The sequence below is a fragment of the Vibrio sp. CJQ_6 genome, from assembly GCF_043106745.1.
GTDB classification, from domain to species: domain Bacteria; phylum Pseudomonadota; class Gammaproteobacteria; order Enterobacterales; family Vibrionaceae; genus Vibrio; species Vibrio furnissii.
Map to the genome: position 1 here is coordinate 166670 of NZ_JBICMV010000021.1, position 15397 is coordinate 182066.

The window sequence follows — 15397 nt, forward strand, 5'->3', positions numbered from 1 at the left end:
CGTTGTCTTTTTTGTCTCGCATTATTTTTTTGGATAGAGCGGACTGCTTTTCGGATAGAGCGGACTGCTTTATGGAAAGGACTGACGGTTTTATGGATAGGACTGGCGTCGTTGGTTATGACGCGGCGGGCTGGCGTGCGCGCAGCAGGGCCAACGGGGAAAAGCCTGTGACCATCATGGTGCCAAGCAAGACTAGTGCGGTGCCCAACAGCGTATTGAGTCCGATGGTTTCACCCAACACTAAGTACCCCCACAAAATGCCAAATCCCGGAATTAAAAAAGTGACGGATAGCGTGGGCGATGGGCCGATGTCTTTGACCAAACGGAAATAGAGCAGATAAGCCAACCCCGTACACAAGATGCCGAGTGCCACCACGGAGAGCATTTCGACCCCGCTCGGCACCGCGCGCATGGGCATCAAGGGAAGTAGGGGAAGCACCCACAACGCCGCCGCCCACATGCTGCCGTGTGCGTTGTCAAATGATGAGATCGACGGCGCGTTTTTGGTGTAGTTGGTCGCAATGCCATAGCTAAAGGCAGCCAGCGTGGCAGCGACCATTGGTAAGGCGGTTTCTGCGCCCATGAGCGAACGATCCAGCCCGACAATCACCGACACGCCAAGTACGCCAACCAACAAGCCGATGATGGCCTTTGGGCTGAGCGGCGTTTTGTGCCACACATAGCCAATCACTGCGCCCCAAATCGGCGCGGTGGAGTTCAAAATCGATAAGGTTGAAACGTTGAGCACCTGCGCTGCATAAGCAAAGAGCAGAAAGGGGAGCGCGCTGTTAAACAGGCCAAGTATCATAAAGTGGCGCCAGTGCTGACGAAACGGCAGCGATTTTTTTAAATAGATGCCAATCAGCAGCAGACTCAGCGCGGCAAATCCGACGCGCGCTTCAATTAAATATGCTGGGCCAAAGCTGTGCGCAGCGAGGCGTAAAAAGAGAAATGAGCCACCCCAAATGGCGGCCAATCCAAGCAGTTGTAAAAAGCTGGCGACAGGCATGACGAATCCTTGTTGTGTCTGGAAACGCTACTGTGAAGCAGGGGCCAATGTAGGTCAATGGCTAAAAAGATAACAGTGCCGGAAATGGCTAGTTTGAGCCGATGTTGCCTCTCACCGCAGGCCGAAGCCTGCGGTGAGAGGCAAAGACGAACAGAACGCGTTATAGCAACGGCTGGCCTAAGTTCGCCGCTGTCTGTTCGCCCATGGCGATCAACGTATCCAGAATGTGTTCCCCGTCGACGCGTAGGCCGTTGTGTTCATATTGGTTGGTGATCCATGCTTGGCTGTTGGGGATGTGTCGGAGGGTTTCACGGCTGATGTCCATCTCAACAAACATGTCGTCGGCATAGACCGCGCAGCTCACCGGCACGCTGTTTTGTGCCAGTACCTTGGCATCGTACAGCGCGTGCCAATCGTCTTTTTCGGCCAGTAAATGCGCCGCATCGTTTAACGGCCGCAACTGCGTATATTGATCGAACATCCACGGGAACACCATCTCGCCTGTAAACAGGAACGTTTGCCCCGGTTGGTAGTGAAACTCCGGAAACGCATCCCGCATGCGATGGGCCGACCATTGCGACGCAAAGCCCTGACAGTAGATCGCTTCGTGCAAAATGGCGTAAATCGGATTGGTTTGAAACCCTTGGTCCATCATCATGTGTTGCAAAAATTCGTAGCGCAGCGTTTCTTTGCCCTCGACCTCAATCAAGGCGTTTTCCAGCGTAAAGTAGGTTGGCAAAAACGCATCGCTCATGCCGAAATGAATACCGATTTGCTGGAACTGCTCGACGGTAAAACGCTGACCGTTTGGTAGGCGAACATCGTTTGCCAGTAAGTGATCGGCAATGCGCTGACACATCGCTTGCGCGTGGGGAAATTGGCGAAAGAACGCAGCGTTTTTGTCCAGCGTGCGCTGGAAGGTGGCGCGGTAGACATCGTCGGGATGACGCGACAGCGATGGCACGCCGCCGGTGATGTAACTACGCAGCAAGCTGTTTGGAAACAGAGATAAATAGGTGAGTGAACAGAAGCCGCCAAAGCTTTGCCCGAGGATTGCCCAGCGATCAATCCCCCATTGCTGACGAATGAATTCGGCATCACGCACGATGTTATCGGCGCGAAAATGACTCAGGTACTCGGCTTGTTGTTGCGGTGTTTTATCCGCCAGTGTGTGGTGGGTGATCACACTGCTTTGGCCGGTGCCGCGTTGGTCTAGCAGCAGAACGCGAAACTGTTGCAGCGCGCGTTTCATCCAGCCGCTACTGGCGCTGGCTCGTGGCGCCGGAAAGCCGGGTCCGCCTTGAAAATAAACCAACCAAGGCTTGTGCTCATCGTGGCCATCAGCGGCCGTGATGGCGCGGGCAAAGACGGTGAGAGTGTCGCCATTCGGTTGCTGATAATTCAACGGCACAGAGAAGGTGTACGGCGTGTAACGAACGCCCGCTTCAACGAAGCTTTGCTGGGAATGCATCATGACTGACTGATTTCCTTGTGAGTCATTGTGTGAGTGAGGCAGACGATAGCACAAGGCGAAGGAGGGAGATATGACGCTCTGCAATTATTGCCGCAGAGCATCATGGGGGTGTTGCTTAGCCTTCAATCGGCCCGAAACGAGTTGATTCAAAGCTGTTGAGAATGCGGTGGATCAAATAGGTGATCATCAGCGTGACCACGATGGCAAAGAAGATGCTACTGACGCGATACAAAGCGCTGTATACCAAGTCGCCGCCGGGGCTGAGGTACTGACCAAACAATATTCCCAACGTGGTTAAGCCACCAAAACCGGCACCTGAACCGCTCGATTCTTTGACGTGCATGTAGCTGAACAACATCGATCCCAACCACAACAACGGCACCACAAACAGCAGTAAGTCCGACCAATCGTAGAGCAGCAATTGCCCTGCCAATCCAAAGGTCACACCAAGAATGGTGCCCATGCCGCGCTTGCGTGCGTACCCCATCGCGCCGTTCCAATGCATCGGGAACAACAGCAAAATAGTGGTGGCTTGCGCCGACAGCGAATCGCTCAAATCGAACACCTGAAACACCACAAACGACAGCGTGGTGATGCTCGCGCCCATCAGGGCTTCATGGCGCATGCGATGCGACTGTTTTGGCGTCGCCGGACGTGGCGGCGGTTGGCGCGGTTCAGTATCAGGAATCAAAAACGTCATCAGATACGCGATCATCACCGAAAGAATGTTGGCGTAAAAATTACCAAAAATCAGCTCGTTGAGATCCGTGGTCGGATAACTGGCAAAGTGCAGCATGATACTGAGACTGATGACGCTGTTGGCGCCAAACAGAAACAGGCTGCCCTTTGACATGCAGGCAAATTTATACAGAAACAGAAAGAAGGCGATGAGCGTCATCATGCCGGGATGCGAGCCAAAAAGCCCACCTAGAATCCCCACTTCCAAGCCACACACGACCGCCGCAGCCAGCAGTTGACGCGCGGCGTGGGCGCTCATGACGGGCACCATGCCCAACAGCAGCATCGGTGTCACGGTATAAAACACACCGTAGTTCCACCCCATCAATTTATTGAAGGTGAACCCCAGTGTGGCGCCGGTGGCAATCCGCAGACATTGTCGGAGATCGTTGTCCGACATAGGATGGTCCCATAATTTCATGCCACCCCCTGCTTAGTAGATGTAGTGCAGCGCACTCAGAAAGCGAATCTGAAGTTTCGCCAGCAGTTTAAACACGCTGTTTTCTGGCAGCAGTTGCACGGTAGCACGTGCGCCCGCAGGCAGTTTTTGCAGCTGCTCATCGCTCAACGCCAAATGCAGACGCATGCGCTGTGCGTCGCGCACCCAACGTGTAGAAGAGGTGGGTGAGGCCAGCAAGCCGTTGGCATCGAACTGACCCGAACTGACCCCTGCATCCACGCTGCTCACGCGAGCTTCAAACACTTGGCCCGGTTTGCTGTCAAACGCAATCAGCGCGTCACTTTCGGTGTTGAGGTGGCGCAAACTTTTCTCACGGAAATCGGCAATCACGTCGACTTGGTTATCCACCAACGCGATTAGCGGGCTGCCTGCCGCCGCATAGGTGCCTGCTTCTAGTTGCAGGTTGGTCACCACGCCATCATTTTCAGCCATCACTTTGGTGTAAGAGAGGTTGAGCGTGGCTTGGTCCAACTGGTTTTGTGCTACGCGAATGCTGACGTTTGAACTGTCGGTATTGCCGCGGCTGACTTGCAGCTCTTTCAAACGGGCGCGCGCCGCCGCCAAATTGGCTTTCGCTGCCGTTGCCGCACTTTGCGCATCATCGCGCAGCTGTTGCGAGGTGCCGTTGCGATGAAATAGGGTATTTAAACGGTTGTATTCGCGTGTTTTCTGGTCCGACACAATCACCGCAGCGGTCACGTCTGCTTGCGCAGCCACAATCGATGCATCGAGTTGATCGTTGCTCTGCATGGTGCGTTCTAAATTGAGTTGTGCTTGTTCGACCGCGAGCTGGTAAGGCGCAGGATCGATTTGAAACAGCACGTCACCTTTATGAACCGCTTGGTTGTTGTTGACGTAAATTTCTGAAATCTGTCCGCTAACGCGTGGTGAGACTTTGGTGACCACGCGGGTCGCCATGGCTTGCGGCGTGAGCGGCATCGCAAGGTCGGCCACGAGAAAATAAGCAAAGACGAAGACAAACACGAAGCTGGAATATTTGATCCAGCGTGCGAATTTCTGATCGGGTGTCATGGGGGATTATTTCTCTTCGATTAAAGGTTATCTGACTTATCACTAAGTGATTCGAGGGCGTTGTTGGCAATCTGTTCAAGGACTTGACCCAGCTTGAGCAGCTCTTCATCGTTGATGTGGCTCAGCAATTGGCGACGAACCTGAAGAATACGCGTCTCCATGAGCTTGATCATGGAACGGCCTTGCTCGGTCAAACTGACAATGCGTGCGCGTTTATCGCTGCTGCAGCAGTGTCGTGTGATCAGGGATTGCTCTTCGAGTTGGTTGAGCGTGCGCATTAATGAGGCCAATTCGATCTCCAGCGCTTCAGCAAGGTGCTTCTGACTGATATTGTCGCCGAGGCGTTGTAGCTTCCATAGGGCTGTCCAGCGAGGGTGCGTGAGGCCCAAAGGCGCCAGCTCGCGATCAGCCACCATCTTCCACAAACGCGATACACGGGCGAGTTTTTCGGCCAGCGTTAACTCGTAAAGGCTGTTGATGTCTTGAATCATAATGCGTCCTAAATACTTAGCGTGCTAAGTAATATAGATTAGTTAGCACGCTAAGTAAATGCAATGTGATACAAATCACAGTAAAATTTCTAATTTGATGAGAAAGCCGCTGATAAGCGCACAAAAAAAAGCCACGCAGGAGCGCGTGGCTAAGGCTTGGAGTGTGGTTTTCGTTGGCGCGAAGCTCGCTACCATCGGCCGTGGCCGCAACAAGTGTGTGATTTACAGGTTCTCGCCGTAAATATCAAAGCTGAAGTATTTGGCGGCGATTTTGTCGTAAGTGCCGTTGGCACGAATGGTTTCAATCGCTTGGTTGAGTTTCTCCGCCAGCGCTTGATCTTGCTTACGCAGCGCCAGTGCGGTGCCTTCACCAATGTAGGCTTTGTCGGTCACGGCGTCGCCTTTGAATTCGAAGTCTTGGCCATCGGCTTTATCGAGGAAAGCGAGTGAGAGTTGATCGGCGTTGCCAAACGTGGCGTCCAAGCGGCCGTTTTGCAGGTCGATGTACACTTCATCTTGGCCGGTGTAGCGTTTAATGTCGGCCACAGCGCCAAATTTGTCGGTCACGTAGCGGTCATGAATAGTGCCTTGTTGCACGCCAATCACTTTGCCGGTCAGGCCCGCTTTATCCAACGTGAAATCGGCGCTCTTGCGTGTGACGAAACGCGCTGGCGTTTGGTAGTACTTGTGGGTGAACAGCACTTTCTTTTTGCGATCATCGGTGATGCGCATCGACGCCATGATCACGTCGGATTTTCGCGCCAGCAGGCTGGGGATCAAGGCATCCCAGCTTTGTGCAACCCAAGTACAATCCAGTTTGGCTTCTTTACATAACGCATCGGCGATTTCGATGTCAAACCCCACCGGTTCACCGGCGCTGTTTTTGTAGTTGAATGGGGGGTAGGTAAAGTCGGACGCCAGACGAACTTCTTTTGCAGAAACCGCGGTGCAGAACAAGGTGGCGACACACGCCAGGCCAACAGCAAGTTTTTTCATGATCAAATTCCTTTTCTAGACAGCTATGATTGCGACGGGTAACGACGGAGCACATCAACCACTTCTTGCATGCTCGTTCGGCACCCAATGGTGATGCGCACGCAGTCTCTCAGCGCCGGATCATGACTTTGATTACGAGTCACAATACCGTGCTGCAGCAGATACGCAAACAGATCGTCATTGGGGTGCGCGCGCAATAGCACGAAGTTGGTGGACGAGGGGTAAATCTTGTGGATGAAATCCAGCGTTTGCAGTTCGCCGATAAACCATTGACGAGTCTCGATGAGCTGCTGCGTCATGTGGCGAACTTGGTTTAATCCGGCTTCTGATAACGCCTCCAAAACAATCGTGGCGCTGGAATCGGGCATCGGGTACGGCGGGATCAGCTTGGCGACGTACTCCATTACGCTGGCATCGGCGAGGATAAACCCGCAGCGCACGGCGGCAAGACCAAAGGCTTTGGACAGGGTACGAATCACCACCAAATTGGGGTACGTGGCAATCAACGAGGCCACGCTCTGATCGAGTTCAAATTCAATGTAGGCTTCATCGACCACCACCAACGCGTCGTGGCGGGTGCCCTCAAGCACCTCAATGATCGCGTCGGTAGCCAGCGGGTTGCCGGTTGGATTATTGGGTGAGCAAAGGAACACCACATTGGCATCTTTGGCCGCGGTAATTACCCCGTGCGTATCGAGCGCGAAGTCATCTCCCATCAGTGGCACATGCAGCGTTTCAATCGCCAGCGCGTCGGCGCAAAATTCATACATGGCGTATGTTGGCGAGCAGACGACAATTTTATCTTTGCCCGGCTGACAGAAAGTGCGGATCAGCAAATCAATCGCTTCATCCGCGCCGCGCACCGCCATCACGGGGGTGGTCACTTGGCAATAGCGCTGATAGGCGCTGGCCACATCGTGCGGCAGAAAATCGGGGTAGCGGTTGTAGTTTTGTTCGTGGCGACCGTAGTGAATGGCGCTCTCGAGTTCGTTGGCATTCAGCCACACGCGGCCGGCTCCACCAATGCGGCGTGCCGATTGGTAAGGTATTAATTTTTTTATGGCCTCAGGTGCCAGTGTCGATGCAATGGAAGACATGTGTGACCTCGTTCTGCTGTTATTTAGTCGCAGTAAATGATTTTTTATGCTGATAATTGCACTTGTGTTGCGTTTATTTTCAATTTCATCAGCAATGGATTCATTCAAGCAAAAAGCGTTTGTAAAAAGAATCGAAATAAACACATACTAGCCATGATAAAAATTCATAGCTAAGGGCCGCGATGCATCTTCCTTCCACCAAAACGTTGCAGGCGTTTCTCGCCACCGCAGAACACCTTAATTTCACGCGCGCTGCCGACGCGTTAAACCTGACGCAAGGGGCGATCAGTCGTCAGATTCTGGCGTTAGAAGAGTTGTTGGGGGTGAAGCTGTTTTTTCGTCATGCTCGCGGGTTGTCGCTGACGCAACAAGGCGTCAAGTTTGTGCCACATGCCGAAGACATTTTGCACCGTTTGCGCTTGGCCATTGATGACGTCTCCAGCACGCCGTCCACCATTAAACTCAATGCACCCAGCTGCGTGACCGCTTGGCTGCTGCCGCGATTGATGGCGTTTCAGGACGCGCATCCAGATATTGATGTCGAACTCACTTCAACCATCAAGCACCACCCAGATCCCAACTTCGATGTGTTCGATGCGGTGATCAGCTACGGGAAAGTGCCCAAGCTGCCGTCGGTGGTGAGTCATCTGCTGTTTGAAGAGCGGTTAACGCCCATTTGTCGACCGGAACTGCTGCAAAGTCACGGCGGTGACTTATCGGTGAAGCAACTGACACAACTGACTTGGCTGCACGCCAATGCCGAACAGAGTGACTGGAAATTGTGGCTGACTCATCATGGCGAGCGCGGATTAACTAGCAAACTCAACCAACATTTTTCTACGCTCGATCAGGCGATGAACGCCGCACAGCAAGGCTTTGGTATTGCCGTCGGTGATGTGACGTTGGCCGAGCAAGATTTGGCGATGAAACGCTTGGTCATGCCGTTTGACGACACTGTGCTCTCAGGGCAGAGCTACTATTTTCTGTTTCCCAAGCAAAGCGACAATCCGATGTTGGACCGATTGCAGCACTGGTTGGTCGCGGGGTATCAGGCGCAGCGCGTCGACTAAATGCGGATTCGGTGAACGGGTCGCGGGTCGCCAGCCACGCGGCGGCGTTGCGTTTCCAACAAATTGCGCCACAATAGGGCGACTTGTTATCTGAACGGCACGAAAGGAACCTGCATGGCTCGGCCTAAAATTCCTCGACAAATCTGTGGGACGCCCGCGCAAAGCTGCTTTAAACCCAATGGCATTCCGATGTCTCAACTCGACACCATCACCTTGCAGGCGGATGAATTTGAAGCGCTGCGGCTGGTGGATTACCAAGGCATGCAGCAGCAGGTGGCTGCGGTGGAAATGGGGGTGTCTCGCCAAACGTTGGCAAATTTAGTCAAAGCTGCGCGGCGCAAAGTGTCGGATTGCTTGCTTCATGGTAAGGCGCTGGTGATGAGCGAGGCCAGTGCAGCGCCCGAGGCGAATGCGTCGTCGCCGGTTGAACAGCGACGACTGAAGGATTAGAAGCTGAACACCAAGTTCAGGTGAATGTTGGTTTCGTCGACATCGACGCGGTAGTCGCCCTGCTGAAAATTGTCGTTCATGGTTTTCATCCATTCCAACTGCACTTCAATGGGCGCGCCTAAACTCAGTGACGCACCAAGGCCATAGGCCATATCGGTATCGCTGTCACTGTAATCCAAGACCGTCAGTTTTTGGTTGCCAAAGCCCATCAGCGCATACGCTTCAAACATCGGGTTAAATGGCACGATAAATTTCGTAAATGCGCCGTAGTAATAGTCGATGGATACGCGTTGGCCTTGATAATCCCCTTCCGAGGCATTGCCATACGCGCGCAGTTCAAACGCGACGTTTGGTGTGACGCGCAAGCCAAAGATTGCCCCAGCCAAACTGTTGTTATCGACGTTGAACGATTGGCGGTTGCCGCTGCTGTTTTCGACCTCAATATCCACATTCGCAAAGTTAAAGCTCATGCCCACATAAGGGCGGCCATACAGCATCAATGGCGTGCCCATGGGGCCGCCGCGAGGGCCCATTCCGTAGGCTGAGGCGACATTCGGCAGCAGCAATCCGGCGCTGGCGATCAAGGTGATGATGGAAGACTTTCTCATAAGAGGGTTCATGGCTCATGGTTTTGCTCTGTTATAATCCTTGAACCCGCTGATTTCAAATCATTCCTAGCTATTGATCGGCAACTGCAGCCGCGTCACGGTGTCAATGGCGCCACTATCGATCCCAATACGGCACGTCGCCATAATAATGTGAGAGAAAATCAATAAAGTGGCGCACTTTGGAGGCGAGAAACTCGCGATGGCTATAGAGGGCGTACAACCCAAGGGGTTCGAGCGCGAATGAAGAGAGTACTTCCAAGTCACCGCGCTTGATGGCGGCGCCCGTCAAAAACGTCGGTTGAATGGCGTAGCCGCGCCCCAGAAGCGCCGCATTGACGATCACATCGCCGTTATTGCTGGAAAAATCACTGGCAAAATCATGAATCGAGACGTGTTTGGGCCAGTCACGAAACCAAGCGCGCGGGTCTGAATAGGTAAAGCGTAAATAGTTGAGTTGGCTCAGCGCTTCAAACTGCGTGGGGCGGCCATGCTGTTGCCAGTAGTGCGGCGCGGCGCAGATCGACAAATGAATCGGCGTGATTTTTTTGGCGACTAGCGCGGAGTCTTTGAGGTGCCCAATGCGCAGCGCAATATCGACTCCTTCATCGAGCAAATCCACTTTGCGATCGGTGAGCAGCAACTCCACCTTCACGTCGGGATAGCGATCCTGAAATAGGGCGACCGGTTTGGATAAATGGTGCACCCCAAACGACATCGGCGCGCTGACGCGTAGCGTGCCCGACACCTGACTCTGCAAGTTCGACAACGCATTTTCCATGTCGTCAATGTCTTGCAACACCTGCTGGCAGCGCTCGAAATAGGCTTGACCGGCTTCGGTCAGATTCACGCGACGCGTGGTGCGATTGAGTAGCCGCACTTTGAGCGCATCTTCAAGTTGTGCGACGTATTTGCTCACCAGCTGTGGCGACAAATCCAACCGTTCGGCGGCTTTGACAAAGTTGCCTTCGCTGACCACCGTGGTAAATGCACGCATGGCGCTGATCTTATCCATATTAACAACACTCCGTTGATAATGACGCAATGATAACGGGTTTTATCATAGTTTAGTGGATAGGTATATTGTCTATATCGCAACGAGCCAGTGAGGGCACTGGCGATTGAAACGATTTTTTTGGAGAGATTGCCATGATGAACCCAACCCCCCGCATGCCTGCTTTGTTCTTATCCCACGGTTCGCCGATGATGGCGATTGAACATTCAGAAACGACCGAGTTCTTTCAACAACTGGGGGCGAAATTACCCAAACCGAAAGCGATTGTGATTTTTTCTGCGCACTTTGACCGTCGCGGCCCTGTGGTGATCACCTCCGGCCATACGTTAGGCACGATTCACGATTTCTACGGCTTTCCACAGCCGTTGTACGACATTGAATACCCAGCGCAAGGTGCGCCGAAATTGGCGTTAAAAGCGGAAAAAATGCTCAAAGATGCCGGGATCCCAGTTCAATTGGACAGTGAACAAGGGTTAGACCACGGCGCGTGGATTCCGATGCTGTATCTGTATCCGAATATCGATGTGCCGATCATTCAGGTCTCCATCAACAGCGCGATGGATGCGGTGGCGCACTTTGAAATTGGCCGCTGGCTGCGTCCGCTGCGTGAAGAAGGAGTGTTGTTTGTCGGTTCGGGTGGCATCAGCCACAACCTGCGTGAAATTTTCTCGCCCATGCCGGATCCAAACCGCGTCAGCAAAGTGAATCAGTTCACCACGTGGGTGAGTGAGCAACTGGCGCAAGGCAATGTTGATGCGTTGCTGGATTATCTCGACCAAGGGCCGCATGCGCGTTTCAATCACCCAACGCCGGATCATTATCTGCCACTGCCAAGTGTGCTGGGTACCAGCTATGAGGACGAGATTGGCGAAGTATTACATCGCGCCATCGACCTAGAAATCCTCGCCTTGGATGCCTACGGCTTTGGCATGGCCGCCGCGTAATTGCTCGTCGATTCGTGACACCTTGATATAACGCCCGCGACTTAAAATCGTGGGCGTTATTGTTTTTATCTATTAATCAAATAGGAAGAAGCAACCTGCGTGAATGAGTGGTGTGGGGTAGAGTTGCCCCTCAAATGACCGGTATGGCTGAATGCCCTTGGATCTGGTGATGCGTTGGTTTGCGATGACTCGGCTGGCAAAGCTCATGTCCAGTCACAGCAAACAGACGATCAAAGTCAGCATCAGATGAGGCCAGTCTCGGCGGGTTATTCCATGATTCACCTGGTTCCCGAGTGAGCGTTCCCTGCTTCCATGCGCGCTGACTCGGGCTTTTTCATGTCTGGCTTTAGGCGGCCTGATGCTCGAATTGATCGTGGCGAATGAAGTAATCAATCTGGCGGGCGACGTAGGTGCTGTAGATCATGCTGGTGTGGGTGGCGCGCGTTTCCAGATGATCGGTCATGCCGGTGATTTTGGTTTCATCGACCGTCACTGTGCCATCCGACATCAATTGGTTGCCCATCAACACCCGGCGCATGCCAAAGGCGACTGTGCCAGCAATGCTGCCCAGTTTCTGCTCAAACTGCCATTCGTCCTCGTGTGTTTCTAAGCCAAAATGGGTGGAATTTCCGAGGATTGCCCCCAAGCCCATTTGCTGAATTTTCCCCACGATCGACGCACCTTTGAGCGGCGAGCCAATGGTCACCACATGCGAGATCTGCGTGACACTCGGACGGCGTGACGCCAAGTAATGTTTAATCATCAGGCCGCCAAGACTATGGCCGACCAATACATTCGGCTGGTCTGGATCCAGCGCTTGGTCGATGGTGCGAAACACTTTTTCATCTTGAATGGCCACGGTGTTGTAACTGAGCACTTCGGTCGTGTAACCCAGTTTATTCAAACGTTGGCCAAGGGGATGCATGACGAAACCATGCATATACAAACCATGGAGGATGATAATTTTCATGAAGCTCCTGAATGATTAGCGTAAGGCTCTGACTGCTAATCTACTCAACTGCGGGCGAAATGAAAAGCTGGCTGCAATGCGCCAAAACAAAAACGCGGCAGAGTGAAATCACAAGCTGCCGCGTTCAAGCACAATTATATTCAAATCCATTGAATGTTAATCCCTGATTTTTCGTGAATTAGTCATTGTCACGGCCAACAAACGTGGTTTTTTCCACCAGGTTGCCTGCTGAATCTTTGGTGGCGAATTTCACGGTTTTCGCGTTGCTTGCGTGGTTTTTGTAAGTCACGGCACCGTTTTGGTCGGTCACGTAGTGCTGGCCTTGAACATCAACCGGATAACTACCCAGTGCTTGACCGTGTTGCGTCACATACGCAGTGGCTTGATTATCACGAGCGGACACGCTCATTTGCAGATCAGATGCCATGGCGCCAGCCGCAAACGTGGTTGAAATTACGGTTGCAGCAAGAATAGAAGCGAGTTTAGTCATGTTAGTTTCCTCATTCGATTTGTGTTTGTATCGCACCTCAGTGCTTGGGATTAATAGTAGATTTAAGTCACACTTCGTTCGATAGGATAGATTGGCTGATCATGTTCAAATAAATCGAACAAATAATGATCAGCTTGATGAGTAGTTCTCATGATATTGATGCGGTTGATGGCGACGGGGATCACAAAATCAATTGTAATGAGAATTAAACTCAGTTAGATTCTTGAGCCTTGTCGTTTACACAACATCTATAAGAAATATTAATGAAGGCTAACATTCATCCTCTTGTTCTGGCTGTGCTTGCCGGTTTATCCGCGCAGGCTGTTGCAGCCGATGACGTTTCGCAAACCAACACCATTTCTAGCAATACCGTTCCCACGAATACAGTCGACACCAATACGGCCGCCTCGAGCACCGCGCCCGCTAGCAACGATACCGTGACCGTTTACGGCCGCGCACTGTCGCTCTACCGCGCGCAAGAAACGAGCTTAGCCACCAAAACTCCCACGGCGATTGACGATACACCGCAGTCGATTCAGGTGCTGACGCAACAATTGATTGAAGACCAAGGCGCGCGTCAGGTGACTGACTTGTATCGCTCGATCAGTGGCGTGAGCCAGTATTCCTACTCCGGCGTAACGTTTCGCGGTTTTCGCCAAGATCAGATTCTTTATGATGGCGTGCGCGGCGACCCGTTCAACGGTTTCGCCATTCCGCAGCTGTTCAACATTGAGCAGGTCGAAGTGCTGAAAGGCCCGTCTTCGGCGGTGATGGGCAGCGGGGAACCGGGCGGCGTGATCAACTATGTGACCAAAAAGCCGACCTACGACACCAAACGCCGCGTGTCAGTGACGGGCGGCAATCAGGATTTTGTCAGCGGCAGTGTGGAGCTGTCAGGGCCAGTAACCGACGATAAAAGCCAGCGCTATCGCGTTGCGATTTATCAAGACCACGAAAACCCGTCACGCAACAACACCGATGTGCGCAACCGAATCATCGATTTGGGCTACGCGTGGGACATGACCGATGCCACCACGGTGACGGCGCAATTTACCGACATCATTCAGCATTACGGCGGCGCTCGCCTGCGTGGTATTCCCACCGATGATGACGGCAACTTCTTGGCCGATATCGACTGGAACGCTAACGAAGCGTCGGACTATCAAGACTTGGAAGCACAGGTGTACCAGATGCGCGTTGACCACAGTTTCAACGACTGGTTGAGCGGTGATGTGACGCTGCGGTATTACGAAAACACAGAAACGCAGAAGTATCACGAACCCAATGGCTTGGTGGATACCGATGGCGACGGCGTGGTGGATTGGAGTAAGCGCCAATACCGCGATCAGGTGCGTCACAACAAAGCGGGGTCGGTGACGGCAAACTTGGTGGCGGAATTGGGCGATCATACCGTGCTTATCGGCGGTGATTACTACCGTCTCGACGAAGATTATGTTTATTACCGTGCCAATGTGGACGGCATCAGTCTGACTGATCCGGAATATGGCGCGGATACCTCTAGCTACACGCTGACGCTTGCCAAGCAAACCGATTCGCGTTCGCAGCGTTATGGCGCGTATGTGCAGGATCAGTGGGCGGTGACTGAGCGCTGGAACGTACTGTCGGGCCTGCGCATCGACGGTTACAAAGACACAATCAACGACATCAAAGCGGGCAGCGAGAGCGATTATACCGGCTCTGGCATGTCTTACCGCTTGGGGTCTACGTATCGCATCAACGATCAATGGCATCCGTATGCCGTCGTGGCGACAGGTTTTGTGCCGCAGGATGTGTCTGATCAAGCGGAGTCGAACGGTGGCCCGTTTGATCCGGAAGAGAGCCTGATGTACGAAACGGGTGTGCGCACCTACTGGCTGGATAATGCGCTGAACGTCAATGTGGCGCTATACCACATCATCAAAGAGAACATTCTGCAAACGGATCCGGACGATGACACGCGCTCAGTGGCCTACGGCAAAGTGCGCAGCCAAGGCGTTGAAGTCGACATGCTGGCGGATTTGACCGACAACTGGAGCGCCAACCTGAGCTACGCCTACAACGACACGCGCGTGAAAGAAGCATACGACGGCATCAGCGGAACGGTGGGGACTCGATTTGCCAACGCGCCGCATCACCAGTTGGGCGTGTGGACGCGCTATGACATCACCGCCATTGACTCGTCTGTTGGCTTTGGTGCCGATCATGTCAGTGAACAGTACAACCAGAGCGGCCAGACGGTGAAAGCCTTCACCGTGTTTGATGCGTCATGGCAGACCCGCTGGCAACAGTGGCAGTTCCAGCTCAACGTGAAGAACCTGTTTGATAAGAAGTACGCGGTGAGTGGCTTCATCGACCGAACCGGTTCCTTCCCGGGTGAGCAGCGTCGTCTCTACCTCACGGCGAGCTACGATTTTTAAGTGTGACGATCAGGTCCGGCATCCGCTGGGCCTGTTTCGTTTTGAGCCTAGCTCAGTCTGTTGAGTTATGGAATATGAATAATTCTCAATAAAATTTGCATTCATTTTGTGAGCTAAATCATTACAATCACCGATGGCG

The 15397-nt window shown here is 53.0% G+C and carries 15 protein-coding genes; 4 read left to right on the forward strand and 11 right to left on the reverse strand.

The window, feature by feature from the left end:
• Nucleotides 1-115 precede the first annotated feature (115 nt).
• From ACF8PK_RS11575 to hisC, 7 genes are all read right to left on the reverse strand, one after another.
• Nucleotides 116-1009, reverse strand: a complete 894-nt coding sequence (locus ACF8PK_RS11575; protein WP_238810006.1) for a DMT family transporter — start codon at nucleotides 1007-1009, stop codon at nucleotides 116-118.
• A gap of 160 nt (nucleotides 1010-1169) precedes the next feature.
• On the reverse strand, nucleotides 1170-2483 hold the full coding sequence (locus tag ACF8PK_RS11580; protein ID WP_392441407.1) for an alpha/beta fold hydrolase: 1314 nt from the start codon (nucleotides 2481-2483) through the stop codon (nucleotides 1170-1172).
• Nucleotides 2484-2598: 115 nt separating this feature from the next.
• Nucleotides 2599-3642 carry a DUF2955 domain-containing protein gene (locus ACF8PK_RS11585; protein WP_038151833.1) on the reverse strand — a complete coding sequence of 348 codons (1044 nt, stop codon included), beginning with the start codon at nucleotides 3640-3642 and terminating at the stop codon, nucleotides 2599-2601.
• Between the two features lie 12 nt (nucleotides 3643-3654).
• A complete protein-coding gene (locus ACF8PK_RS11590) occupies nucleotides 3655-4713 on the reverse strand; it encodes an HlyD family secretion protein (RefSeq protein WP_004727510.1) in 1059 nt (352 codons plus the stop codon).
• A 20-nt stretch (nucleotides 4714-4733) separates the two neighbouring features.
• Complete coding sequence (slyA, locus tag ACF8PK_RS11595) at nucleotides 4734-5204, reverse strand: transcriptional regulator SlyA (protein ID WP_004727511.1); 471 nt, start codon at nucleotides 5202-5204, stop codon at nucleotides 4734-4736.
• A gap of 222 nt (nucleotides 5205-5426) precedes the next feature.
• Nucleotides 5427-6200 (reverse strand): ABC transporter substrate-binding protein, encoded by a 774-nt coding sequence (locus ACF8PK_RS11600; protein WP_238810008.1) that lies wholly within the window; start codon nucleotides 6198-6200, stop codon nucleotides 5427-5429.
• A gap of 23 nt (nucleotides 6201-6223) precedes the next feature.
• Nucleotides 6224-7297, reverse strand: coding sequence for a histidinol-phosphate transaminase (gene hisC / locus ACF8PK_RS11605; RefSeq protein WP_392441413.1), 1074 nt, complete (start codon nucleotides 7295-7297; stop codon nucleotides 6224-6226).
• A 182-nt stretch (nucleotides 7298-7479) separates the two neighbouring features.
• Between hisC and ACF8PK_RS11610 the strand changes: the two genes are divergently transcribed.
• Both ACF8PK_RS11610 and ACF8PK_RS11615 read left to right on the forward strand, forming a co-directional pair.
• Complete coding sequence (locus ACF8PK_RS11610) at nucleotides 7480-8367, forward strand: LysR substrate-binding domain-containing protein (protein ID WP_392441416.1); 888 nt, start codon at nucleotides 7480-7482, stop codon at nucleotides 8365-8367.
• Between the two features lie 114 nt (nucleotides 8368-8481).
• Complete coding sequence (locus tag ACF8PK_RS11615) at nucleotides 8482-8817, forward strand: DUF134 domain-containing protein (RefSeq protein ID WP_014257773.1); 336 nt, start codon at nucleotides 8482-8484, stop codon at nucleotides 8815-8817.
• Here ACF8PK_RS11615 and ACF8PK_RS11620 read toward each other — a convergent pair.
• A complete protein-coding gene (locus tag ACF8PK_RS11620; RefSeq protein ID WP_014257772.1) occupies nucleotides 8814-9425 on the reverse strand; it encodes an outer membrane beta-barrel protein in 612 nt (203 codons plus the stop codon). The genes ACF8PK_RS11615 and ACF8PK_RS11620 overlap by 4 nt on opposite strands.
• A 115-nt stretch (nucleotides 9426-9540) precedes the next feature.
• Nucleotides 9541-10437 (reverse strand): LysR family transcriptional regulator, encoded by an 897-nt coding sequence (locus ACF8PK_RS11625; RefSeq protein WP_055465493.1) that lies wholly within the window; start codon nucleotides 10435-10437, stop codon nucleotides 9541-9543.
• Nucleotides 10438-10571: 134 nt separating this feature from the next.
• On the opposite strand from ACF8PK_RS11625, the gene ACF8PK_RS11630 reads away from it, so the two are divergent.
• Nucleotides 10572-11381, forward strand: coding sequence for a DODA-type extradiol aromatic ring-opening family dioxygenase (locus ACF8PK_RS11630; protein ID WP_392441420.1), 810 nt, complete (start codon nucleotides 10572-10574; stop codon nucleotides 11379-11381).
• A gap of 346 nt (nucleotides 11382-11727) precedes the next feature.
• Here the strand turns inward: ACF8PK_RS11630 and ACF8PK_RS11635 are convergent, their stop codons facing one another.
• Both ACF8PK_RS11635 and ACF8PK_RS11640 read right to left on the reverse strand, forming a co-directional pair.
• Entirely contained in the window at nucleotides 11728-12351 is a 624-nt protein-coding gene (locus ACF8PK_RS11635; protein ID WP_014257769.1) for a triacylglycerol lipase, read from the reverse strand.
• Nucleotides 12352-12529: 178 nt separating this feature from the next.
• Nucleotides 12530-12841 (reverse strand): hypothetical protein, encoded by a 312-nt coding sequence (locus tag ACF8PK_RS11640; protein ID WP_004727520.1) that lies wholly within the window; start codon nucleotides 12839-12841, stop codon nucleotides 12530-12532.
• Nucleotides 12842-13104: 263 nt separating this feature from the next.
• On the opposite strand from ACF8PK_RS11640, the gene ACF8PK_RS11645 reads away from it, so the two are divergent.
• Nucleotides 13105-15258 carry a TonB-dependent siderophore receptor gene (locus ACF8PK_RS11645; protein WP_238820676.1) on the forward strand — a complete coding sequence of 718 codons (2154 nt, stop codon included), beginning with the start codon at nucleotides 13105-13107 and terminating at the stop codon, nucleotides 15256-15258.
• The last annotated feature ends 139 nt before the right edge of the window (nucleotides 15259-15397 follow it).

Bases quoted from the DNA above. Each gene is read 5' to 3' on its own strand.
- ACF8PK_RS11575 (WP_238810006.1), bottom strand. From the start codon at position 1,009: ATGCCTGTCGCCAGCTTTTTACAACTGCTTGGATTGGCCGCCATTTGG.
- ACF8PK_RS11580 (WP_392441407.1), bottom strand. From the start codon at position 2,483: ATGATGCATTCCCAGCAAAGCTTCGTTGAAGCGGGCGTTCGTTACACG.
- ACF8PK_RS11585 (WP_038151833.1), bottom strand. From the start codon at position 3,642: ATGAAATTATGGGACCATCCTATGTCGGACAACGATCTCCGACAATGT.
- ACF8PK_RS11590 (WP_004727510.1), bottom strand. From the start codon at position 4,713: ATGACACCCGATCAGAAATTCGCACGCTGGATCAAATATTCCAGCTTC.
- slyA (WP_004727511.1), bottom strand. From the start codon at position 5,204: ATGATTCAAGACATCAACAGCCTTTACGAGTTAACGCTGGCCGAAAAA.
- ACF8PK_RS11600 (WP_238810008.1), bottom strand. From the start codon at position 6,200: ATGAAAAAACTTGCTGTTGGCCTGGCGTGTGTCGCCACCTTGTTCTGC.
- hisC (WP_392441413.1), bottom strand. From the start codon at position 7,297: ATGTCTTCCATTGCATCGACACTGGCACCTGAGGCCATAAAAAAATTA.
- ACF8PK_RS11610 (WP_392441416.1), top strand. From the start codon at position 7,480: ATGCATCTTCCTTCCACCAAAACGTTGCAGGCGTTTCTCGCCACCGCA.
- ACF8PK_RS11615 (WP_014257773.1), top strand. From the start codon at position 8,482: ATGGCTCGGCCTAAAATTCCTCGACAAATCTGTGGGACGCCCGCGCAA.
- ACF8PK_RS11620 (WP_014257772.1), bottom strand. From the start codon at position 9,425: ATGAGAAAGTCTTCCATCATCACCTTGATCGCCAGCGCCGGATTGCTG.
- ACF8PK_RS11625 (WP_055465493.1), bottom strand. From the start codon at position 10,437: ATGGATAAGATCAGCGCCATGCGTGCATTTACCACGGTGGTCAGCGAA.
- ACF8PK_RS11630 (WP_392441420.1), top strand. From the start codon at position 10,572: ATGATGAACCCAACCCCCCGCATGCCTGCTTTGTTCTTATCCCACGGT.
- ACF8PK_RS11635 (WP_014257769.1), bottom strand. From the start codon at position 12,351: ATGAAAATTATCATCCTCCATGGTTTGTATATGCATGGTTTCGTCATG.
- ACF8PK_RS11640 (WP_004727520.1), bottom strand. From the start codon at position 12,841: ATGACTAAACTCGCTTCTATTCTTGCTGCAACCGTAATTTCAACCACG.
- ACF8PK_RS11645 (WP_238820676.1), top strand. From the start codon at position 13,105: ATGAAGGCTAACATTCATCCTCTTGTTCTGGCTGTGCTTGCCGGTTTA.